Raw genomic sequence first — 22,797 nt, forward strand, 5'->3', positions numbered from 1 at the left:
GGCAGCGCTTATCGCGCGGCGGCTGCATAAAAGCGTATTGTAGCCAACTTTGAGGGCGGCTGCGCCGGCCGCCATGGCGCAGACGGCAAGGCAAAAAAAAAGCCAGCTTTGTAAGCTGGCGAAAACTATTTCGTTTGGACAAAATAGCCGGAAAAGCGATGCTGTCACTTGGAGGATAAGCAGTGGTCGTACTGTAGACAAACGACGGCGGCTTTACCTCCGGTATGTGACGAACTGCGCATTTCGCGGCTTGAACGTCGATACGGCGCGACAGACGGCACCGCCGTCAGCGCTCCACTTCCTGCATCCGGCCATTGCGGCCGGGACCGCCGCGCTCGTTGTGACGCTCATGGTTGCGCTCACGCGGCGGATTGGCGCGCTCGGCACCGCGCGCTTCCTGGGGCGGACGGGCGGCAGGGGCCGGCATCGGCGGCGGCGCGGGCCGCGGCTGGGCCACGGGCGGCGGGGCAGGCAAGACAGGCGGCGCCGTCTGCAGCACCTCGCGGCGGGGAGCACGCTCGGCGCGGTGCCAGTCGGCGCGGGGCCGCTCCTCGCCACGCCATCCGGGCCGGGCCACATGATCTTGCACGGGCGGCAAGGCCGGCATGGCTGGCATGGCCGGCATCAGGGGCTGCGGCGGCACCGGCGGCTGGGCCGGAACGGGCGGCCGGTTCGGCTGCATGGGACGCGGCGCCATGTGCGTCAGGCCATCGTCCGTCTGCAAGCGGCCGGGACGGTTGACCCAGTCGCGCCGGGGCTCCCTCGGCTCGACGGGACGCTGCCAGTTGCCGGCCGGCGCAGGCGCCGTGCTCAACGGCAAGCTTTGCATGACGGGCGGCGGCATGGTGGTGCGGTTGCGGCGCGGCACGTCGACCGTCCGCGAGCCGCCAAAACGTTCACCGGGCAGCATCGTCATGCCTTCGCGCCGTTCGCGCTCGCCCGCCACGGGGCGGCGCCCTTCGGCCATCCGGTTGATGCGGCGTTCATACTCGGCGCTGGCGCGGTAGCCGGGCACGTAGCGCTCGTGCGGCGACAAAGGAAACCAGCCGACGCCGGGGCGCTGGCCATGCTGTGGCCCGTTATGTGGTCCATGCGTACCGCCGACCCAGCCCACCAGCGCCGGCGCCCAGGGCACGCGGCCACGTTCGCGGCCCGGGGCCCAGCCCCAGCGGTGGCCCAGCAGCACCCAGCGGCCGTAGTGCGAGGGCGCATAACCCCACGGCGCATTGTCGACCCAGGTCCAGCCCCACGGCGCGATCCACGTCCAGCGCCCGTCGCTGTACGGCGCCCAGCCGGCCGGCACCGCGCTGGGCAGCCACAAGGGGCCGTATTGCGCGTCTTCCTGCCAGGCGCCGTAGCGGTCCAGCTCTTCATAGCCGGTCGTATCGTCGGTGACATAGCGCAAGGCCGGCGCGGCGGCGGGCAAGGTTTCGGGCCAGTTGTCGAAGGCGATCCGCTGCAAGGCGCCCGTGCGCAGCTCCTCGTCCGTCAGCTCGGCGCGCTTGCCGGCACGCAAGGTCACGCTGCCCGTCGCGCCATCCACGTCGGCCGCCCCGTCAAGCACGCTGACGACGCTGGTGCCGGGCTGGCGCCCCGCATCAATGCGCACCCAGCCCGGCTGGGTCAATATCACGCGCGCCTGGGCGGTGGTCAGCTCGAAGCCGCGCAGCGCGTCGGGATTGCGCACGCGCACGCTGACCGTGCCATAGCTGAGGTGCAATTTGAAACTGTCGTCATCGAGCTCGCTCACTTCCAGCTCGGAATCGCCATCGAGTCGCACGGCGGCCGCACCCACGCGAAATTCCGCCAGCGCGCCGCGCATGGTACTGAGCCGGTTATCCGTCGTGACGGGCCAGTTCAGCAGGGCGTTTTGCGCATCGCCATCGCCGGCGCGCACCAGCACCTGCCCTTCGACGGTGGAAATACGCCCCACGCGCGCGGGCGGGTCCTCGGCCAGCGCCAGCGAGCACGCCGACGACAGCAGCACGGCGCAGATGGTTTTCAGCAGGGGCAGGGTCGGACGCATGGCGCGCTCCAGGCAGGACGCAGATGAAAGGAAGACAACAGGCTGATTACAGTCCTATCGGGCAAGTACCGCAAGCGGGCTTACAAATGTTTGCATATCGACTTCGTTCAGGATGCTGCCTGGCCACCGCGCTTGACGAAGAACAGGGCCGCGCCGACAGCCATCAGCAAGCCGCCAAAGAAGCGGTTCTGCTTTTTCACGGCCTTCGCATCGCGGAAAAAACGCTGCATCGACGAAGCGAGGAAAGCGTAGCTGTGCATGACGATCTGGTCGATCGTGCACATCGTAACGGCCAGGATCAGCAATTGCGGCAGCAGCGGCGACGCGGGACTGATGAATTGCGGCAGCACCGCCACCATGAAAATGATGCCTTTCGGATTCGTCACGTTGGTCAGAAAACCCGTCAGCACGCGCCGGCGCCAGGACGGAACCACAGCGTCGGCATGCAGGTCGCCGGCCACCGCCACCTTGGCGCGCCATTGCGACAGGCCCAGGTAGATCAAATACAGCGCGCCCACCGTCTTGACGATATTGAAGGCCACTTCGGAGGCCAGCAGCAAGGAGCCGACGCCGGCGCCAGCGATACCGAGCACCACCAGCAGCCCCAGTTGCAGGCCGAAAATCGTCGCGCTGGCCTTTTTCACCCCGTACGACAGGCCGTGCGACATCGACAGCACGGCGCCCGAGCCGGGCGAGACGGCGATGATGGAGGCGGCGATGACAAAGGTGATCCAGGTGGCGAAGTGCATGCGGTTTCCAAAAAAATGGTGGCGATCAACAATTTTAACCCGGTCAGTGCGGCCTTGCCGGCCCGCCCTGAGGTAAGATCGCAGTCATGCCTTACCTGGGCCATCCCTTGCCGTACAACCAAGAATAACATCATGAAAAACAACACTTTCCTCGCTCCACGATTCCCTGCCACCAAAGCGGGAGCGCGCTGAGATGGCCGGCTCCAGCCTGTTGGCCCTGCTCGACGACATCGCCAGCATCCTCGACGACGTTTCCCTGATGACCAAGGTGGCCGCCAAGAAGACGGCCGGCGTGCTTGGTGACGACCTGGCCCTGAACGCACAGCAAGTGGCCGGCGTGCGCGCCGAACGCGAATTGCCCGTCGTCTGGGCCGTCGCCGTCGGTTCGCTGAAGAACAAGGCCATCCTCGTGCCCGCCGCGCTGGCCATCAGCGCGTTTGCGCCGTGGGCCATCACGCCGCTCTTGATGGTGGGCGGCGCCTACCTGTGCTTCGAAGGCTTCGAAAAGATCGCCCACAAATACCTGCATCCGGACGACAGCCACAAGGCCGAGCTGGCCCAGGCGCTGCGCGACCCGCAGGTCGACCTCGTCGCGCTGGAAAAGGACAAGATCAAGGGCGCCATCCGCACCGACTTCATCTTATCGGCGGAAATCATCGTCATCGCGCTGGGCACGGTGGCCGCGGCCACCTTCGCCGAGCAGGTGGCCGTCGTCGTCGGCATCGCCCTTCTCATGACGGTGGGCGTGTACGGCCTGGTGGCCGGCATCGTCAAGCTCGATGACGCGGGCTTTTACCTGGCTGCGCGCAAGGGCGCGGGCGCGCTGATGGACGGCGTGCGCGGCTTTGGCCGCATGCTCGTGTCGGCGGCGCCGAAACTGATGAAATTTCTCTCCGTCGTGGGCACCCTGGCCATGTTCATGGTCGGCGGCGGCATTCTGACGCACGGCTGGCCGTGGGCCAGCGGCATGCTGCACCATGCGGAAGCAGCCGTCGGCGGCGTGGCCGGCATCGGCCCCGTGCTGGCAGCCGTCACGCCCAGCCTGATCAACGCGGTAGCCGGCCTCATCGCCGGTGGCCTGGTGCTGGCCGGCGTCACGGCCGTGTCGGCTTTGTTGCGCATGGTCAAGCCAAGCAAATAGGCTTTCTGGTCTGATGGGACGGCAGGCGCATCCGTGCCTGCCGCCCCGGCCATGCCGGCGGCGCCGTCCGTCCATGGAGACCCTATGCAGACTTCCCCCATCCAACGTCCCAGCAGCGCCTTTATCGGCGCCTCCTGGGCGGCATTGCTGATCGGCGTCATCACCTACCTGTCCGGCCTGTGGAACGCCAGCATGGCGCTCAACGAGAAGGGCTATTACTTCACGATCCTCATGTACGGCCTGTTCGCCGCCATCTCGCTGCAGAAATCCGTGCGCGACCGCGCCGAAGGCATCGCCGTGACGGGCATTTACTTTGGCCTGTGCTGGATTTCCGTGCTGCTGGCCTTGCTGCTGCTGACGGTCGGCCTGTGGAATGCCACCCTGCAGAACAGTGAGAAGGGTTTCTACGCGATGGCATTCCTGCTCAGTCTGTTTGCGGCCGTGGCCGTGCAAAAGAATGTGCGCGACGTGGCGCGTGCCTCGGCCGCGACGCCCGCCGAGATACCGGGAACTTAAACACCAGCCGCGTATCTATCCTTATATCCATCTCGGGAGAGGACGATGAGCGACCAGCAAAAACGTTTGCAGATGGCGCTGGAGGCGGCGCACATGGCGATCTGGGATTCGCGCCTCATCGATGGCCAGGTCATCGACGGCACGGTCAGCTGGTCGGCCAAGGGCGCCGCCTTGCTGGGCCTGGAAGAGCAGGCCCTGACGCAGCCATTTCGCACCTTTCTCGGCTTCGTCCACGTGGATGACCAGGGCAAGGTACTCGAGGTGATGCAGGAAGCCGTGCGCCAGCGCGACGGCTACGCCCTGCAGTACCGCGTCGTCTGGCCCGATGGCAGCGAACGCTGGCTGGCGGCCAAGGCGCAAGTGTTCACGGATGCGGACGGCCAGCCCGACCGCACCCTGGGCATCATCTGGGATATCACCGAGCACATGCTGCGCGAACTGCTGATCGCCGAGCGCAAGGAATTGGCCGAAGTGACACTCAGCTCCATCGGCGACGGCGTCATCACCACCGATCCGTACGGCAAGACGCGCTACCTGAACCGGGTGGCCGAGCAATTGACGGGCTGGAGCAACGAACTGGCACGCGGCATGGATATTTGCCAGACCTTGCCGCTGGCTGACGAACGCACGGGCGAAGCGCTCGAGCACGTGGCATACAAATGCCTGCAGCAGCGCCAGGCCATCGGCATTTCAGCGCACTCGCAGCTGGTCACGCGCGACGGGCGGCGCATCGCCGTGGAAGACTCGGCCGCGCCCATCTGGTCGCGCGACGGCGACATCCTCGGCGCCGTCGTCGTGTTCCGCGACGTCAGCCATGAGCGCAAGCTGAGCCAGCAACTGTCGTGGCACGCCACGCACGACACCCTGACGGGCCTGATCAACCGGCGCGAATTCGAACACCTGGTCGCTGGCGCCCTGCACACGGCCAAGCAGGATGGCCACGTGCATGCGCTGCTGTACCTGGACCTGGACCAGTTCAAGGTCATCAACGATACCTGCGGCCACGGCGCCGGAGACGTGCTGCTGCAACTGCTGGCGAAAATGCTGCAGGCACAAATGCGCGACAGCGACATCCTCGCGCGCCTGGGCGGCGACGAACTGGGCGTGCTGCTGCCGCACTGCCCGCTCGATCACGCACGCGTGATCGGCGAACAGCTGCGCCAGTCCATCCGCGATTTCCGTTTCGCCTGGGATAGCCGCAGTTTTGAGCTGGGCGTGAGCATCGGCATGGTCGAAATCAGCCAGGACAGCAAGTCCATGAGCGAGCTGCTGAGCGCCGCCGACCAAGCCTGCTACCTGGCCAAGGAGCAGGGCCGCAACCGCATCCACGTCTACCAGGAATCGGACGTCATGCTGGCGCAGCGGCACGGCGAAATGCTGTGGATTTCGCGCCTGAACGAAGCGTTCGCCCACGATTATTTCCGCCTGTACGCCATGCCCATCGTGCACCTGCACGACAGCCAGGAACACCACGACGAAGTGCTGATCCGCATCCGCAACAGCCAGGGCGACCTGATCTTGCCGGGCGCCTTCATCCCCGCCGCCGAACGCTACGACATGATGCTGTCCATCGACCGCTGGGTCATCCGCGCCGTCTGCGCGCATATCGAGAGCGTACGCGACAGCCTGCCGCCGATCGAAGCGATGGCGGAAAGCCGGCGCCGCGCACCGGCCCTGTATTCCGTCAACCTGTCGGGCATGTCGCTGGCCGATGCCGGCTTGCACGACTACATCACCGAGCAGTTCGTGCAATTCGCCATCGCACCCGAGCAGCTCTGCTTTGAAATCACGGAAACGGCCGTCATCGCCAACCTGCCCAAGGCGCAAGTGTTCATGCGCCAGCTCAAGGCCATGGGCTGCCGCTTCTCGCTCGACGACTTCGGCAGCGGCTTTTCCTCGTTCGGCTACCTGAAGGCGCTGCCCGTCGACTATCTGAAGATCGACGGCGTCTTCGTGCGCGACATCGCCAGCAACGCCATCAACCGCGCCATGGTCAAGGCCATCAATGAAGTGGGCCACGTGATGGGCTTGAAAACAGTGGCCGAATACGTGGAAGACGACGCCACCCTGGCCGTCATCCGCGAGCTGGGCATCGATTACGCGCAAGGCTACGCCGTGGGCAGCCTGCGCCCGCTGACGGCGGGCAGCGACTAGCTGGCAGCGTCAACTCGCAGGCCGGAAACAATGGGGCATTGCTATTGCTAGATGCGTGCAAACCCGACCAATCTGGAGGATTTTGATCTACATCAATAAATTTGCGCAGGCGACTCCTTACACTGATCTCCATTCTTGCAATCGTGCAAGTCTTACTCACCAATTAGCTATTCAACTGATCAGGAAGCCGCGACCATGCGACAAAATTTGCCAGTGACTAACCGTGAAGTCCTCGTCCTGGACGATCAGGCCATCGTGTCGAAAACGGATATGAACGGCAATATCGTGTATGTGAACCCGTACTTCAGCCAGGTCAGCGGCTTCAGCGAGGCCGAGCTGCTCGGTTCGCCCCAGAACATCGTGCGCCACCCGGACATGCCGGCCGAAGCGTTTGCCGACCTGTGGGCCTCGGTCCAGGCCGGCACGCCGTGGACGGGCCTGGTCAAGAACCGCTGCAAGAACGGCGACTTTTACTGGGTGCGCGCCAACGTCACGCCGATCCGCGAAGCGGGCAAGACCATCGGCTACATGTCCGTGCGCGTGAAAGCGGACAAAGATCAGGTGAAAGCGGCCGAGGAAGCCTACGCGGCCATCCGCAACAAGGAAGGCGGCAACATCGTCATCAAGCACGGCCAGATCGTGCGCCCGGGCCTGGCGCACCTGCTGCACAACCTGACGCACATGTCGCTCAACCTGCGCATCTGGGCCGCCACCTCCATCGTCAACTGCCTGCAGCTGCTGGTGTGCGTCATCAGCCTGTTTGCCAGCGGCGGCAAGATCACCAATTACGCCATCTTCGGCGCCACCCTGTTCGGTTTCCTGATCAACGTTTTCCTCTGGTACACCTTGCGCATGTCTGTGCTCAAGCCGCTGGGCAAGGCCCTGAACGGCGCGCGGGCGATTGCCGCAGGCGACCTGTCGGGCAGTTTCGAAACGGACAGCACGGATGAAATGGGGCAATTGCTGCGCGCGCTGCAACAGATGAACAGCAACCTGATCGCCACCATCCGCGACGTGCGCATCAACGTGGAAACCATGGCCGTGGCCACCAAGCAAATTGCCGTCGGCAATATGGACTTGTCGGGCCGCACGGAATCGCAGGCGGCCAGCCTGGAAGAGACGGCTTCGAGCATCGAGGAATTCTCGTCGACCGTGAAACAGAACGCGGACAACTCGGTACAGGCAAATGAACTGGCCGTGGCTGCCTCGAAAGTGGCCGTGCAGGGCGGCGAGATCGTCTCCGAAGTGATCACCACCATGGACGACATCAATACCTCGTCGAAGAAAATCGTCGACATCATCGGCCTGATCGAAGGCATCGCCTTCCAGACCAACATCCTGGCCCTGAACGCGGCCGTGGAAGCGGCGCGCGCCGGCGAGCAGGGCAGGGGCTTTGCCGTCGTGGCGGGCGAAGTGCGCAACCTGGCGCAGCGCTCGTCCGTGGCAGCCAAGGACATCAAGCAACTGATTGAAATTTCCGTCGGCAAGGTGGGCGCCGGCATGCTGCAGGTGAACCGCGCCGGTGCCACCATGGAACAGGTGGTCAGCTCCGTCAAGCAGGTGACGGCCATCATGCAGGAAATCTCGATCGCCTCGCGCGAACAGAGCATCGGCGTCGACCAGGTCAACCAGGCCATCGCCCACATGGACCAGGTGACGCAGCAGAACGCGGCCCTCGTGGAAGAAGCCGCCGCGGCGGCCACGCGCCTGGCGGAAGAAGCGGCCAGCCTGTCGCAAGCCGTGAGCCTGTTCAATTTCGGCAAGATGCCGCCACCGCGCCGCGTCGCCACGCCCGGCGGCAAGGGCGGCGCCGCGAACGCCGGCAAGCCCACCGCCATGAAACGCCTGGCCGCCTAAACCTTTCAAGACTTCATACACATCATGCCTACACTACTCAGCAGTGCTTCCGCCGACCTGGACGCGGTCGTCGAATTCGACCCGGTCATCATCGGCAAGATGAGCCAGTCCGGCCCCCGCTACACGTCCTACCCGACCGCCGACCGTTTCAATGCCGACTTTGGCTATGGCAACTTCCTCGAAGCGCTGGCCGCACTGCGCATGCGCGGCGGCCGCCGTCCGCTGTCGCTGTACGTGCACGTGCCGTTCTGCGACACCCTGTGCTACTACTGCGCCTGCAACAAGATCATCACGAAAGACCGCAGCAAGGCCGCCACCTATCTCAGCTACCTGAAACAGGAAATCGCCATGCAGGGCAAGCTGTTTGCCGGCATGAACCAGATCGAGCAATTGCACTTCGGCGGCGGCACGCCCACTTACCTGAGCGAAAAGCAGATGGACGAACTGATGGCGCATTTGCGTCAGCATTTCGAATTCGCTTCCGATGAAGACGGCGAGTATTCGATCGAGATCGACCCGCGCACCGTCTCGCGCGAGCGCGTGTTCTCGCTGCGCGCGCAAGGTTTCAACCGCATCAGCCTGGGCGTGCAGGATTTCGACGCCGACGTACAGAAGGCCGTCAACCGCATCCAGCCGGAAGCGGAAACGGTGGCCATCATGCAAGCGGCGCGCGACGCCGGTTTCCGCTCGATCAGCATCGACCTGATCTACGGCTTGCCGAAACAAAACCTGGAAACGATGACGGAAACGCTGCGCAAGGTGATCAACGCCAGCCCCGACCGCATCGCCCTGTACCACTACGCGCACATGCCGCATCTGTTCAAGCCGCAGCGCCGCATCCTCGACGCCGACATGCCCGACAGCGCCACCAAGCTGGCCATGCTGGGCCTGTGCATCGCGCGCCTGACGGCCGCCGGCTATGTCTACATCGGCATGGACCATTTTGCCAAGCCGACGGACGACCTGGCCGTGGCGCAGCGCCAGGGCCGCTTGCACCGCAACTTCCAGGGCTATTCGACGCGCGCGGAAGCGGACCTGATCGCCTGCGGCGTGTCGGCCATCAGTTCCGTCGGCGCCGTCTACAGCCAGAATGAAAAGACGCTCGACGCGTACTATGAAAAGCTCGACGAAGGCGTGCTGCCGATCGCGCGCGGCATCAAGCTCGACACGGACGATTTGTTGCGCCGTATCATCATCCAGATGCTGATGTGCAATTTCGAATTGTCGATCGCCAGCATCGAGCAAGCGCACCCCGTGAAATTCCGCAGCTATTTCGCCGCCGAGCTGGACAAGCTGCGCGAACTGGCGCGCGATGGCTTGCTCGTCATCGAGGAAGACTGGCTGACGGTGACGCCGAAAGGGCGCTTGTTGATTCGCAATATCTGCATGGTCTTCGACCGCTACCTGACCCTGGCGCGCGCGAATACGGCGCCCGACGCGGTGCAGCCGCTGCGCTACTCGAAAACGGTGTAGCGCCACGCGATGAACGCCCTCAGCCTCGTGCCCATGTTCCTCGTCGGCCTGGCCGGCAGCGTGCACTGCATCGGCATGTGCGGCGGCATCGTGGGCGCCCTGTCGCTGGGCGGCGGCGCACCGGCCCCAACACGACCCGTGATCGCCATCGCCGTGGCACGGCCCGCCCTGCAAACCACCTTGCAAACGAACGTGCTGCGCGTGCTGGCCTACAACGGCGGGCGTATAGGCAGCTACATGCTGGCCGGCGCCCTGGCCGGCAGCCTCGCGGGCGCGGGCATGCTACACCTGGCGTCACTACAAGTGGCCGGCTACTGGCTGGCCAACCTGATGCTCGTTGCTTTGGGCCTGTACCTGATGGATGCCTGGCGCGGCCTGGCCCATCTGGAAGCGGCCGGCAACGTCGTCTGGCGCCGCGTGCGCCCCCTGCTCAAACCGTTGATGCCGATGGATACGCCGTTAAAAGCGCTGGCCGTGGGTGGGCTGTGGGGCTGGGTGCCGTGCGGCATGGTCTACAGCGCGCTGCTGACGGCCATGATGCAAGGCTCGGCCCTGAACGGCGCGGCCACGATGGCCGCCTTCGGCCTGGGCACCCTGCCCACCCTGCTGGGCATGGGTTTGCTGGGCACGCGCTTGCGCACGCAGATGCAGCGCCGTCCCGTGCGCATCGCCAGCGGCTTGCTGGTGCTGGGCTTTGGCTTGCTGGGCCTGCTGCGCGCCGCGAATGGCGTCTCGCTGGGCTGGCTCGACGCCCTGTGCGTCACGGGCCATCCATGAAAAGACGCATGAAAACAAACCTATGAATGCTGTTTTACAACCCTCCGCCTGCTTCCATTGCGGCTTGCCCGTGCCACGCGGCTCGAGCTGGAACGTCACCATCGACGACGTGCCGCGCGCCATGTGCTGCCCCGGCTGCGAAGCGGTGGCGCAAACCATCGTCGACATCGGCCAGAGCGCCTACTACCGCGACCGCGACGAATATGCCGTCAATGCGGCCGATGCGACCATGGTACCGCCCGAACTGCGCCTGTACAGCAATGACGACGCGCAATTCGCGCGCGACGCCAGCAGCTGCGAAGCGACCCTGTCCGTCGAAGGCATCCGCTGCGCCGCCTGTGTCTGGCTGATCGAGCGCCAGCTGACGCGCCTGCCCGGCGTGCAGGCGGCCAGCCTGAACGTCGCCACGGAGCGCCTGTACGTGCGCTGGAGCCGCGCCCAGTGCGAACCGGGCGACATCCTGCAAGCCGTGCGGCAAGTCGGCTACACAGCCTATCCGTATGACGCCGTGCGCCATGGCGAGCGCCTGCAAAAAGCCAGCAAGATCCTGGGCCGCCAGCTGTTCGTGGCCGGCCTGTCGATGATGCAGGTGATGATGTACGTGGCGCCCGCCTACCTGGCCGAGGATGGCACCTTGGACGACAATATGGCCAGCCTGATGCGCTGGGCCAGTTTGCTGCTGACCCTGCCCGCCATCTTTTACTCCGCCATGCCGTTCTTCCAGGGCGCCTGGGCCAGCTTGCGCGCGCGCACCCTGGGCATGGACGTGCCCGTCGCGCTGGGTATCCTGGCGGCCTTCTTCGGCAGCGTGGTGGCGACCTTCACGGGCCGCGGCGAGGTGTATTACGACTCGGCCACGATGTTCATTTTCCTGCTGCTGTGCAGCCGCTATTTCGAGCTGCAGGCGCGCCGCAAGGCGGCCTCCGCGCTCGAACGCCTGCAGCACGCCTTGCCCGCCTCCGCATCCTTGATGGCGGGCTTTCCCGACAACCGCGCCACCACCCTGGTGCCGGCCGGCAGCCTGGCCGTGGGCGATGTCATCCTGGTCAAGCCGGGCGAAGCGATCGCCGCCGACAGCGTCATCATCGAAGGGAGCAGTGCGCTGGACCTGTCGCTGCTGACGGGCGAAAGCGCGGCCCAGCGACGCAAGACAGGTGAACAGGTGCCGGGTGGGGCCATCAACGCCAGCGCGGCGCTGATTGTGCGCGTGCTGAAACCGGCGCGCGAAAGCACGCTTTCCGATTTATTGAAACTGATCGAGCGGGCCGGCAGCGGCAAGCCGCAGATCGCGCAGTGGGCCGACAAGGTCGCCGCCTGGTTCGTGCTGGGCCTGCTGCTGTTCGCCGTCGCCGTATTCGCCTTCTGGAGCTGGCATGACCCGGCACAGGCCTGGCCCGTGGCCATTGCCGTGCTGGTTGTGTCGTGCCCGTGCGCACTGTCGCTTGCCACGCCAACGGCGCTGGCGGCCGCCACCGACAGCCTGCTGCGGCGCGGCGTGCTGATCGTCCAGCCGCATGTCTTGGAAACCCTGCACCGCGCCACCCACATCGTCTTCGACAAGACGGGCACCTTGACCCTGGGCCGGCCCGTGCTGCGGCAAATCGAAGGGCTCGGCAGCCTGAGCGAGGACGATTGCCTGCAGGTGGCCGCCGCGCTGGAAGCGGGCAGCGCCCATCCGCTGGCGCAGGCGATCCTGGCGGCAGCCGAAGGGTTGCCAGGACAGCAACCGCGCACGCATGCGGAACAGTTGCAGGAAGTGCAAGGCCAGGGCCTGGAAGGCATCGTCGATGGCGTGCGCTACCGCCTGGGCAACGCGGCCTTTGTCGCCGCCATCGCCGGGCCGCCGCTGGGCGACACGGCCATCGGCATGCAGGGCATGACGCCGCTGTACCTGGGCAAGCAGGGCCGCTGGCTCACGCGTTTCCTGCTCAGCGACGCGCTGCGCCCGGAAGCGCGCGACGTCGTCGCGTATTTCCACCGGCGCGGCAAGCAGGTCGTGCTGCTCAGCGGCGACCAGGAAGCGCTGACGCAAAGCGTGGCGACGGAACTGGGCATCAACACGGCCTGCGGCGAATGCCTGCCCGATGAAAAACTCGATTTCGTGCAGCAGTTGCAGGCAACGGGCGCCGTTGTGGCGATGGTGGGCGACGGCATCAACGACGCGGCCGTGCTGAGCGGCGCCGACGTGTCCTTCGCCATGGGTTCCGGCGCCGCGCTGGCGCAGGCGCATGCGGACACGGTGCTGCTGTCGAGCCAACTGGTGTCCGTGCTCGACACGGCGAAGACGGCTGCGCGCAGCATGCGCATCATCCGCGAGAACCTGGGCTGGGCCACCCTGTACAATCTGACGGCCATCCCGGCCGCCGCGCTGGGTTTTTTGAACCCCTGGCTATCCGGCGTCGGCATGGCTGCCAGCTCGGCCGTCGTCATCGCCAACGCCCTGCGCCTGCGGAAAGCCTGAACATGGAAGCCCTGTATCTCCTCATCCCCTTGAGCGTCGTGGTCGTCTTCATCGCCCTGTGGGTGTACTTCACGGCCTCGGACAGCGGCCAGTTCGACGACCTCGTCGGACCTGGCTTGCGCGTGCTGCAGGACGACGACACGACGGCCCAGCCGGCGCCCGGCGAACCGCATCCCTGACCGCACCAGCCCGGCCGGCGCGCCTGCCCCTCTGCCCGCCCTGATTGCAGGGATCTTGTATGGCTTTTTTGAGCGGAATTTGACCGAAATATCACTTTATTTCGATGCCAGTTCGCTACGCTTATTTCATCCGGGGAATTTTGATCCACATCAAAGTTTTTTCACGGTCAAACACTTACTCTCTGGCCACCATCATAAATAGTAATTCCAGGGAGAGTCTTTGTGGATCAATCGCTGAACTATAACTACAAGATCGTGAAGCAATTCGCGGTCGCTACTGTGGTATGGGGCATCATCGGCATGCTGGTTGGCGTTATCATCGCCGCTCAGCTGGCCTGGCCTGCCCTGAACCTCGACATACCATGGCTGACATACGGACGCCTGCGTCCGCTGCACACGAATGCGGTGATTTTCGCCTTCGGCATCTGCGGCCTGTTCGCTACCTCGTACTACGTCGTGCAACGCACCTGCCAGGTGCGCCTGTTTTCCGACAAACTGGCTGCCTTCACCTTCTGGGGCTGGCAAGCCGTGATCCTGTGCGCCGTCGTCACCCTGCCCATGGGCATGACGCGCGGCAAGGAATACGCGGAACTGGAATGGCCTATCGCCATCCTCATCGCCGTCGTCTGGATCGCCTACGCCATCGTGTTCTTCGGCACGCTGATCAAGCGCAAGGTCAAGCACATCTACGTGGCCAACTGGTTCTTCGGCGCCTACATCCTGGCCGTGACGATTTTGCACGTGGTCAATGGCGCCGTCATGCCAGCCTCGTTCACGAAATCGTATTCCGCCTATGCGGGCGTGCAGGACGCCATGATCCAGTGGTGGTACGGCCATAACGCGGTGGGTTTCATCCTGACCGCCGGCTATCTGGGCATGGTCTACTACTTCATCCCGAAACAGGCCGAGCGCCCCGTGTACTCGTACCGTCTGTCCATCGTCCACTTCTGGGCGCTGATCTTCACCTACATGTGGGCGGGCCCGCATCACCTGCACTACACGGCATTGCCTGACTGGACGCAATCGATCGGCATGGTCTTCTCGCTGGTCCTGCTGGCGCCAAGCTGGGGCGGCATGATCAACGGCATCATGACCCTGTCGGGCGCCTGGCACAAGCTGCGCACCGACCCGATCCTGAAATTCATGATCGTCTCGCTGTCGTTCTACGGCATCGCCACCTTCGAAGGTCCGATGATGTCGATCAAGACCATCAACTCGCTGTCGCACTACACCGACTGGACCGTTGCCCACGTACATGCGGGCGCTCTGGGCTGGGTGGGCTTCATCACCATGGGTTCGATCTACTACCTGCTGCCGCGCCTGGCTGGCCGCACGCAGATGCACAGCACGCGCCTGGTCGACGTGCACTTCTGGGTGGCCACCATCGGCATCGTGCTGTACATCGCCGCAATGTGGATCGCCGGCGTGATGCAGGGCCTGATGTGGCGCGCGGTCAATCCGGACGGCACTCTGACCTACACCTTTGTCGAGAGCGTGAAAGCGACGTATCCGTACTACGTGGTGCGCGTGGCCGGTGGCCTGCTGTACCTGTCGGGTATGTGCATCATGGGCTACAACACCTGGATGACTCTGCGCGGCAGCAAACTCCCCGTCGCCCGCATTCCGGAACTGAACGCGGCGCACGCCTGATAGGAGCGAAAGCAAATGAAATTTTCACATGCATGGATTGAGAAAAACCCCTGGCTGCTGATCGCCCTGGTCACGGTGGTGATCAGCATCGGCGGCGCCGTCGAGATCGTCCCCCTGTTCTTCCAGAAGAGCACGACGGAACCGGTCGCCGGCCTGAAGCCGTATTCGCCGCTGCGCCTGGCGGGCCGCGACATTTACGTGCGCGAAGGCTGCTACAACTGCCACTCGCAGATGGTGCGTCCGCTGCGCGCGGAAACGGAACGCTATGGCCACTATTCGGTCGCCGGCGAGTTCGTCTACGACCGTCCGTTCCAGTGGGGTTCCAAGCGCACGGGGCCCGACCTGGCCCGCGTGGGCGCCCGCTACAGCGATGAATGGCACCGCACGCACTTGAACAACCCGCGCGACGTGGTGCCCGAGTCGAACATGCCGTCCTACCCCTGGCTGGCGAAGACCAAGCTGGTGCCTGACGAAATCGTGCCGAAGATGCGCGCCCTGAAACGCCTGGGCCAGCCGTACAGCGAGGAAGAGATCGCCGCCGGCCCCGCGCAGCTGCAGGACAAGACGGAAGAAGACGCCCTGGTCGCCTATCTGCAAGGCCTCGGTACATTAATCAAAACAAGGAATTAGCATGGCAATCGAAAACCTGTTTGACAGCGCCAGCAGCGTCATGACGGTGGTTTCCTTTACGACGTTCGTGGGCATCCTGTGGTGGACGTTCAGCCGCAGCAACAGCGACTTCGACGCGGCGGCACGCCTGCCGTTCGCCGACGAGGCGCTCGACTATCCGGCCGAAGCCGAGATGAACCTGGCGAAGGAGCATCACCATGGCTGACTTTACCAATGGCTTCTGGAATATCTACATCATCGTGCTGTCCCTGCTGGGCATCATCGGCTGCGGCGTGCTGCTGTACTCGCAGTCGAAAGTGAAAGTGGTCGCCGGCGCCCCCGCCGACGGCACCACGGGCCACGTCTGGGACGAGGACTTGAAGGAGCTCAATACGCCGATGCCGCGCTGGTGGATGTGGCTGTTCTACATCACCATCGTCTTCGCGCTGGCCTACCTGTTCCTGTATCCGGGCCTGGGCAACTATGCCGGCAGCCTGGGCTGGAAATCGACGGGCCAGTACGAGGAAGAGCTGAAGAAGGCGGAAGCCGACTACGGTCCCCTGTTCAACAAGTACCTGAGCCAGGACTTGAAGACGGTAGCCGCCGACCCGCAGGCACAAGCCATCGGCCAGCGCCTGTTCCTGACCTACTGCGCGCAATGCCACGGTTCGGATGCGCGCGGCAACAAGGGCTTCCCCAACCTGACGGACAAGGACTGGCTGTATGGCGGCGAACCCGACATCATCAAGACCACCATCCTGCACGGCCGCAATGGGCAGATGCCACCGATGGGCGCCGCCCTCGGTTCCGAAAAAGATGTCGAGAACGTGGCCCATTATGTGCTGAGCCTGTCCGGTTCGACCTCGGATCCTGTCAAGTCGGTGCTGGGCAAGGCCAAGTTTGGCGCCTGCATGGCCTGTCATGGCGCCGATGCGAAGGGCAACCAGATGCTGGGTGCGCCGAATCTGACGGACAAGGTCTGGCTGTACGGCGGCAGCGCCGATACCATCATGGAAACCGTACGCAAGGGACGCAGCAACACCATGCCGGCCTTCAGCGATTTCCTCGGCGAGTCCAAGGTACACGTGCTGTCGGCGTATGTCTGGAGCCTGTCGAATCCTCAGACGCCCGTGAAATGATGTAATGGAACCTCAAGTCATCAAGATGTATGCGGCCCGCGAGCAGATCTACCCTCGCGAGGCCAAAGGACGCTACGCTACCTGGCGATGGGTATGCGTATGGCTTACCCAGCTCGCGTTCTACGGCTTGCCGTGGTTGACCTGGAATGGCAGGCAAGCCCTGCTGTTCGACTTGACCACGCGCAAGTTCTACATTTTCGGCGTCGTGCTGTGGCCCCAGGATTTCATCTATCTGGCGGCCCTGCTGATCATCTGTGCGTATTTGTTGTTCCTCGTCACGGCCATTGCCGGGCGGGTGTGGTGCGGGTTCTCTTGCCCGCAAACGGTATACACGGAAATCTTCCTGTGGGTCGAACGCCGCATCGAGGGCACGCGCAGCGCGCGCATGGCCCTCGACAAGCAGGGCCCGTCCGTGCGCAAGGCGTTCAAGAAGACGGCCAAGCACCTGGTGTGGGGCGCCATCGCCCTGTGGACGGGCTTTACCTTTGTCGGCTACTTCACGCCGATCAAGGAACTGGCGCAATCGGTGGTCACCTTGAATTTCGGTCCCTGGGAATGGTTCTGGGTCTTGTTCTACAGCCTGGCAACCTACGGCAACGCGGGCTGGCTGCGCGAGCAGGTGTGCAAATACATGTGCCCCTATGCGCGCTTCCAGAGCGCCATGTTCGACCAGGACACCCTGATCATCACCTACGATGCCAAGCGCGGCGAACCACGCGGCGCCATGAGCAAGAAGGCCGGCCACAACGACAAGCTGGGCGATTGCATCGACTGTACCCTGTGCGTGCAGGTGTGTCCGACCGGTATCGATATCCGCAACGGCCTGCAGTATGAATGCATCGGCTGCGCCGCCTGCGTCGATGCCTGCAACAGCGTGATGGACAAGGTCGAGCGGCCGCGTGGCCTGATACGCTACAGCACCGACCATGCGATGGAAAACAACTTCAATTCGAAGCAGATACGCCAGCGCGCCATGCGCCCGCGCGTCTTGATCTACACTTCCATCCTGGCCCTGATCATCATCGCCGTATGTACCTCGCTGGCCCTGCGCACGCCCCTGAAAATGGACGTGATCCGCGACCGCGGTTCGATGGGACGCGAAGTGGAAGACGGCATGATCGAAAACGTCTACCGCCTGCAGATCATGAACACGTCCGAGCAAAGCCAGCATTTCAAGATCAGCGCTTCCGGCTTGCCGGGCCTGACCTTGCTGACGCGCGAAGAAGTGACCTTGCAGCCGACGGAAACGCTGGGCTGGCCGATCCGCCTGCGCGTGCCGCACGGCGTGGGCGAGAAGGGCTCGAACAAGATTGCGATCGAATTGCAATCGCTGGACGACCCGTCGCTGCATGTGCGTGAAAGCGCGGTCTTCATCGTGCCGCGTTAATGCAGGAAGGCCGGTCCCCGCATGGGGGCTGGCCGTTTACACAGGAGAAATACCATGTCCGACAGTCTGAAACTGCAGCCTCCCGTTGCACCGTGGTACAAGCATCGCTGGCCATGGCTGCTGATGATCGGTCCCGGCCTGTCCGTGGTCGTCGGCAGCTTCATGGGCTATATCGCCTTTACGCAGCCCGACGCGCTGGTGGTGGGCGACTATTACAAACAGGGCAAGGCGATCAACCAGGATTTGAAGCGCGACACGATCGCCAGCGACCTGGCCATGGATACGAGCCTGGCGTACGACGTGGCGTCAGCGCGCCTGAGCGGTTCCGTGCACAGCTTCGGCAAGGCCTACCAGGGACCGCTGCAGCTGCACCTGGCGCATGCGACCCTGCCGGAAAAGGATATCAAGCTGCTGGTGCAGCCCGATGCGGCCGGCAATTTCTCGGTGCCCCTGCCGATGCTCGAACGCAGCCGCTGGCAAGTGCTGGTGGAAAACGACAAACGCGAGTGGCGCCTGTCCGGCATCTGGACCTGGCCCGTGCAACGCAGCATCGCGCTGCATGCGGATGAAGAGTTATAAGCCTTACTTGCAGACGTCCGTGCCTGCCGTAATGGCTTTCAGCTTGGCTGGTTGCAATATTTCGATCTCGCGGTTCGACACCCGCAGCCAGCCTTCCTTCTTGAATTTCGACAATAAACGGCTGACGCTCTCGATGGTCAGGCCCAGGTAGTTGCCGATTTCCTCGCGCGACATGCGCAGCTGGAATTTGCTGCTCGAATAGCCGCGCGCCTCATAGCGCGACGCCAGGTTGACGATGAAGGCGGCAAAGCGCTGCGTCGCCTGCATATTGCCCAGCAACAGCATCACGCTTTGCTCGCGCGTGATTTCCTGGCTCATCATGCGGTGGAAATGACGGAGCAGGGTCGGCATATTGCCCAACAATTGCTCCAGGCTGGAAAACGGAATTTCACACACTTCGCTGTCTTCCAGCGCCACCGCATTACAGTGGTGGCGGTCGGCGCTGATGGCGTCCATGCCCAGCAGTTCGCCGGCCATCTGGAAACCCGTCACCTGCTCTTCGCCGCCCGGATTGATCTGGTATGTCTTGAAGTGCCCCAGGCGGATCGCGTACAGGTTCTGGAACGAGTCGCCGATGCGGAACAGCGAGGCGCCGCGCACGATCTTGCGGCGGCGGCCGATGATCTGGTCCAGCCTGTCCATGTCGCCCATATCGAGGCCCATCGGCAGGCACAATTGATGCATGCTGCAGGTCGAGCATCGCGCACGCAACGCTTCCACGGTCACTGTGGGCAAGGTTGGAGTGATTAGCGCTTCAGTCATGTCGGTACCTTTTAGAAAATGCAACAACAAGTTTACTGCATACCGGGTTGCCGTGTGCCAATTTCACCGCAATTTCGCTGAATAAACGACGTTCCGACTTTAATTATATGGCAACATCGTCAAAAGCCCATGCGGGTAGGGGCATTTGTGCGGCGGCGCTTGCCAAGCTGGGGTATTGATAGGAAAATTCCTGACAGCATTATCTGCCGCCTGTGCCGCCCGGTACTGAAAAGGAAATCATGAAGCCTCTCGGCATCAAAGCAAAAGTCGCGCTGGCCACCAGCCTGACCTCGATCGCCATGATCGCGCTGGTCACCATGATACAGGTGCAGCACATGCGCGACGACTTCACCCGAGTACTGCTGAGCCAGCAGTCATCCCTGATCAGCCGCACCGCTGCCGAGCTCGACGACAAGCTGGGCATGCTGCTGCAGATCGTCACCCTGACGGCCAGGCAGCAGCCGCCGGAACTGATGGCCCAGCCGGCCCAATTGCGCCAATACTATTCGCGCCGTTCGATGCTGGTGCTGTTCGACGACGTGCTGGTGCTCGACGCGCATGGCGCCGTCGTGGCCGACATGCCGGAAGTGGCGGGGCGCACCGGCATCAACGTCGCCGAGCGCGAGTATTTCCAGACCGTGCTGCGCACGCGCCAGCCCATGATCACCGAACCGATGCTCGGCAAGTCGAGCGGCATGCCCATCGTGCAGATGGTGGCGCCCGTGCTGGCCGCCGATGGCCAGGTGGCCGGCGTGGTGATCGGCGTGCTGCGCCTGTACAAGGACAATCTGCTGGGGCGTCTGCGCTCGGAAAAGATCGGCAAGAGCGGCTATTACTTCATCCTCACGCGCGGCGCCGTGCCGCGCTACGTGCTGCATCCCGATACCAGCCGTTTGCTGCAGCCGCGCCAGCCGAGCGCCAACCTGACGACGACCCAACTGCTGAAGGAAGATGGCGAAGGCAGCATGGTCAGCACGAATAGCCGCGGCATCAAGGCCGTCAACAGCTTCAAGCGCCTGAAATCGGTGAACTGGCTGCTGGCCACCTCGCTGCCCGTCGCGGATGCCTTCGAACCGTTCGATGGCGTGCTGTACCGGCTGGTGCTGTGGAGCATCCTCGCTTCGCTGCTGGCCGCCGCCGTGCTGGGCTGGGTCACCGTGCGCCTGCTGTCGCCGCTGGTGCGCCTGCGCAACACCCTGCTGGCCCTGCGCACCAGCGGCAGCCGTTTCACCCCCGTGCCGGTGCAGCAGCGCGACGAGATCGGCGAACTGACGGAAGCGTTCAACGGCCTGATGAGCGAGCGCGACCGCCTGCAGCAGGAACTCGAATCGCGCGCGGCGGAACTGGAGCAGGAACGCGACCGGGCCGAGGCCGCCAACCGCGCGAAAAGCGATTTCGTGGCCAACATGAGCCATGAAATCCGCACGCCCCTCAATGCCGTGCTGGGCATGGTGTATTTGCTGGGTAATACCAAGCTTGATACGGAACAGCGCAAGTATCTGACCATGGTGCGCGTGGCGGGCCAGTCGCTGCTGGGCATCCTCAACGACGTGCTCGACTATTCGAAGATCGAGGCACGCCGCATGGAACTGTCGCCCGTCGAATTCGACCTCGACGAAGTCATGAATACCCTGGCCACGACGATGACGATGAATGCGGGCGAAAAGGAACTGGAACTGGCCATCGCCGTCGAGCCCGACGTGCCGCGGCGCCTCTTGGGCGACGCGCAGCGCCTGCAGCAAATCCTCGTCAACCTGGCCGGCAACGCCATCAAGTTCACGGAGAGCGGCGAAGTGGTGGTGGCCGTCAGCCTGGCCGAGAGCAAGAGCGAGAGCGGCCGCGCCTGGCTGCGCTTCGAAGTGCGCGACACGGGCATCGGCATGACGGAACTGCAGCAACAGCAACTGTTTGCCGCATTTTCACAGGGCGACCAGAGCATCACGCGGCGCTTCGGCGGCACGGGCCTGGGCCTGGCCATCAGCAAGCAGCTGATCCACATGATGGGCGGCGACATCGCCGTCGCCAGCAGCGAAGGCAAGGGCAGCCGCTTCTGGTTCAACGTGCCGTTCGAGATGCTGGCGCAGCCGGCCGAAACTCGGCGCACGCCGGCCCTGGGCCAGCTGCGCCTGCTGGTGGCCGATGATAACCGCACCACGCGCGAACTGATCGTCAAGCTGATCGAGGCATGGGGCTGGCTGGCCGACGAAGTCGATTCCGGCTTTGCCGCCATCGAACTGTACCGCGAACGCCTGGCGCAGCAGCAGCCGTACGACGTGGTGCTGGCCGACTGGCACATGCCCGTGATGGACGGCCTGGCCACGGCCAAGGCCATCCGCCAGGCGGCCAGCGGCCAGCGCCAGCCCATCGTGGTGATGGTCAACGCCTTCGCCCGCAACCACCTCGAGGAAATCTCCAGCGCGGCCGAGGCCGACGTCGTGCTGATGAAGCCGATCACGGGATCGAGCCTGTTCGATGCCCTGCATCAGGCGCTGATCACGAAGAACGACGGCGGCGAGCAGCGCATCCTGCACCAGCCGCTGGGCACGGAACTGGCCGGCGTGCATTTCCTGCTGGTGGAAGACAATCATTTGAACCAGGCCGTGGCGCGCGGCATCCTCGAACACATGGGCGCCACCCTCGACGTGGTGGGCGACGGCTTGCAAGCCGTGGAACGGCTGCGCACGGAAGCGCTGCGCTACGACATCGTGCTGATGGACATGCAGATGCCCGTCATGGACGGTTTCAGCGCCACCCACATCATCCGCACGGAACTGCGCCTGAGCCTGCCCGTGATCGCCATGACGGCCGGCGTGCTGGCGTCCGAGCGCGAGCGCTGCATGACGGCCGGCATCAGCGACTTCATCGCCAAGCCCGTGGTGGTGGAAGAGATGATGGAAGTCATCCTGCGCCACCTGCCCAAACGCCCGCAAGTGCAGACGGCCGAGCCGGTGCGCGTCGCCGATGAAGAGGTGTTTTCCATGGCGCCGCTGATGCGCGTGATGGGACGCGACGCGAAGGGGCGCGGCGTGCTGCGGCGCATGGTCGAAGACGCGCTGAACAAGGGCATGACGCCCGTGCGCGACGCGGAAACGGCCTTGCAGGCGGGCCGTCACAGCGACGTGGCGCGCATCCTGCACAGCGTGCGCGGCTCCGTCGGCACCCTGGGCACGAAACGCCTGATCCGCGCCGCGTTCGCCACCGAGGAAGCGATCGACGCCGGTCGCCTGGACGAAGTCCCAGGCCTGCTGGCGCACACGGCGCAGGAGCTGGAACTGGCGCTGGCGGCGGCGGCGGATTGGTTGTCGCGGTTGAAGGATTAGGCCTGCAACGTAAAGCTG

18 protein-coding genes are annotated in these 22,797 nt (G+C 64.1%); 15 read left to right on the plus strand and 3 right to left on the minus strand.

All coding sequences use genetic code 11. The annotated features are described in order from the left end of the window. Window positions 1-286: 286 nt before the first annotated feature. On the minus strand, window positions 287-2,026 hold the full coding sequence (locus AC4BCN_RS01110) for a DUF6600 domain-containing protein (protein ID WP_490492377.1): 1,740 nt from the start codon (window positions 2,024-2,026) through the stop codon (window positions 287-289). 107 nt (window positions 2,027-2,133) lie between these two features. Next, a complete protein-coding gene (locus AC4BCN_RS01115; RefSeq protein WP_490492378.1) occupies window positions 2,134-2,775 on the minus strand; it encodes a LysE family transporter in 642 nt (213 codons plus the stop codon). A gap of 193 nt (window positions 2,776-2,968) precedes the next feature. Here AC4BCN_RS01115 and AC4BCN_RS01120 point away from each other — a divergent pair, with 193 nt between their 5' ends. From AC4BCN_RS01120 to AC4BCN_RS01185, 14 genes are all read left to right on the plus strand, one after another. After that, window positions 2,969-3,916 (plus strand): DUF808 domain-containing protein, encoded by a 948-nt coding sequence (locus AC4BCN_RS01120; protein ID WP_128140663.1) that lies wholly within the window; start codon window positions 2,969-2,971, stop codon window positions 3,914-3,916. A gap of 84 nt (window positions 3,917-4,000) precedes the next feature. Continuing rightward, the gene (gene yiaA / locus AC4BCN_RS01125; protein ID WP_128140664.1) at window positions 4,001-4,432 is read left to right on the plus strand and encodes an inner membrane protein YiaA; all 432 of its coding nucleotides are present in this window, start codon (window positions 4,001-4,003) and stop codon (window positions 4,430-4,432) included. Window positions 4,433-4,477: 45 nt separating this feature from the next. Further along, complete coding sequence (locus AC4BCN_RS01130; RefSeq protein WP_128140665.1) at window positions 4,478-6,586, plus strand: EAL domain-containing protein; 2,109 nt, start codon at window positions 4,478-4,480, stop codon at window positions 6,584-6,586. Window positions 6,587-6,781: 195 nt separating this feature from the next. Further along, window positions 6,782-8,443 carry a methyl-accepting chemotaxis protein gene (locus AC4BCN_RS01135; protein WP_490492379.1) on the plus strand — a complete coding sequence of 554 codons (1,662 nt, stop codon included), beginning with the start codon at window positions 6,782-6,784 and terminating at the stop codon, window positions 8,441-8,443. 24 nt (window positions 8,444-8,467) lie between these two features. Beyond that, on the plus strand, window positions 8,468-9,916 hold the full coding sequence (hemN, locus tag AC4BCN_RS01140) for an oxygen-independent coproporphyrinogen III oxidase (protein WP_128140668.1): 1,449 nt from the start codon (window positions 8,468-8,470) through the stop codon (window positions 9,914-9,916). Between the two features lie 9 nt (window positions 9,917-9,925). Then, the gene (locus AC4BCN_RS01145; RefSeq protein ID WP_319991938.1) at window positions 9,926-10,693 is read left to right on the plus strand and encodes a sulfite exporter TauE/SafE family protein; all 768 of its coding nucleotides are present in this window, start codon (window positions 9,926-9,928) and stop codon (window positions 10,691-10,693) included. Window positions 10,694-10,715: 22 nt separating this feature from the next. Next, window positions 10,716-13,154: a heavy metal translocating P-type ATPase gene (locus AC4BCN_RS01150; RefSeq protein ID WP_490492380.1), complete on the plus strand. Its 2,439-nt coding sequence runs from the start codon at window positions 10,716-10,718 to the stop codon at window positions 13,152-13,154. Between the two features lie 2 nt (window positions 13,155-13,156). After that, window positions 13,157-13,333: a cbb3-type cytochrome oxidase assembly protein CcoS gene (gene ccoS, locus AC4BCN_RS01155; protein ID WP_490492381.1), complete on the plus strand. Its 177-nt coding sequence runs from the start codon at window positions 13,157-13,159 to the stop codon at window positions 13,331-13,333. Between the two features lie 222 nt (window positions 13,334-13,555). Next, complete coding sequence (gene ccoN, locus AC4BCN_RS01160; RefSeq protein WP_034752511.1) at window positions 13,556-14,983, plus strand: cytochrome-c oxidase, cbb3-type subunit I; 1,428 nt, start codon at window positions 13,556-13,558, stop codon at window positions 14,981-14,983. 15 nt (window positions 14,984-14,998) lie between these two features. Next, window positions 14,999-15,613: a cytochrome-c oxidase, cbb3-type subunit II gene (gene ccoO / locus AC4BCN_RS01165; RefSeq protein WP_034752513.1), complete on the plus strand. Its 615-nt coding sequence runs from the start codon at window positions 14,999-15,001 to the stop codon at window positions 15,611-15,613. A 1-nt stretch (window position 15,614) separates the two neighbouring features. Continuing rightward, window positions 15,615-15,818: a cbb3-type cytochrome oxidase subunit 3 gene (locus AC4BCN_RS01170; RefSeq protein WP_490492382.1), complete on the plus strand. Its 204-nt coding sequence runs from the start codon at window positions 15,615-15,617 to the stop codon at window positions 15,816-15,818. Further along, window positions 15,811-16,731: a cytochrome-c oxidase, cbb3-type subunit III gene (ccoP, locus tag AC4BCN_RS01175; protein ID WP_034752517.1), complete on the plus strand. Its 921-nt coding sequence runs from the start codon at window positions 15,811-15,813 to the stop codon at window positions 16,729-16,731. Before AC4BCN_RS01170 ends, ccoP begins: the two co-directional genes overlap by 8 nt. A gap of 4 nt (window positions 16,732-16,735) precedes the next feature. Beyond that, on the plus strand, window positions 16,736-18,118 hold the full coding sequence (gene ccoG / locus AC4BCN_RS01180) for a cytochrome c oxidase accessory protein CcoG (protein WP_490492383.1): 1,383 nt from the start codon (window positions 16,736-16,738) through the stop codon (window positions 18,116-18,118). Window positions 18,119-18,172: 54 nt separating this feature from the next. Next, entirely contained in the window at window positions 18,173-18,697 is a 525-nt protein-coding gene (locus AC4BCN_RS01185; protein WP_490492384.1) for a FixH family protein, read from the plus strand. Window positions 18,698-18,700: 3 nt separating this feature from the next. Here the strand turns inward: AC4BCN_RS01185 and fnr are convergent, their stop codons facing one another. Beyond that, window positions 18,701-19,459 (minus strand): fumarate/nitrate reduction transcriptional regulator Fnr, encoded by a 759-nt coding sequence (gene fnr, locus AC4BCN_RS01190; RefSeq protein ID WP_139092116.1) that lies wholly within the window; start codon window positions 19,457-19,459, stop codon window positions 18,701-18,703. A gap of 239 nt (window positions 19,460-19,698) precedes the next feature. On the opposite strand from fnr, the gene AC4BCN_RS01195 reads away from it, so the two are divergent. Next, window positions 19,699-22,779 (plus strand): response regulator, encoded by a 3,081-nt coding sequence (locus AC4BCN_RS01195; protein ID WP_490492385.1) that lies wholly within the window; start codon window positions 19,699-19,701, stop codon window positions 22,777-22,779. Window positions 22,780-22,797: the final 18 nt, after the last annotated feature.

The organism is Janthinobacterium sp. Bl 1, from assembly GCF_058215535.1.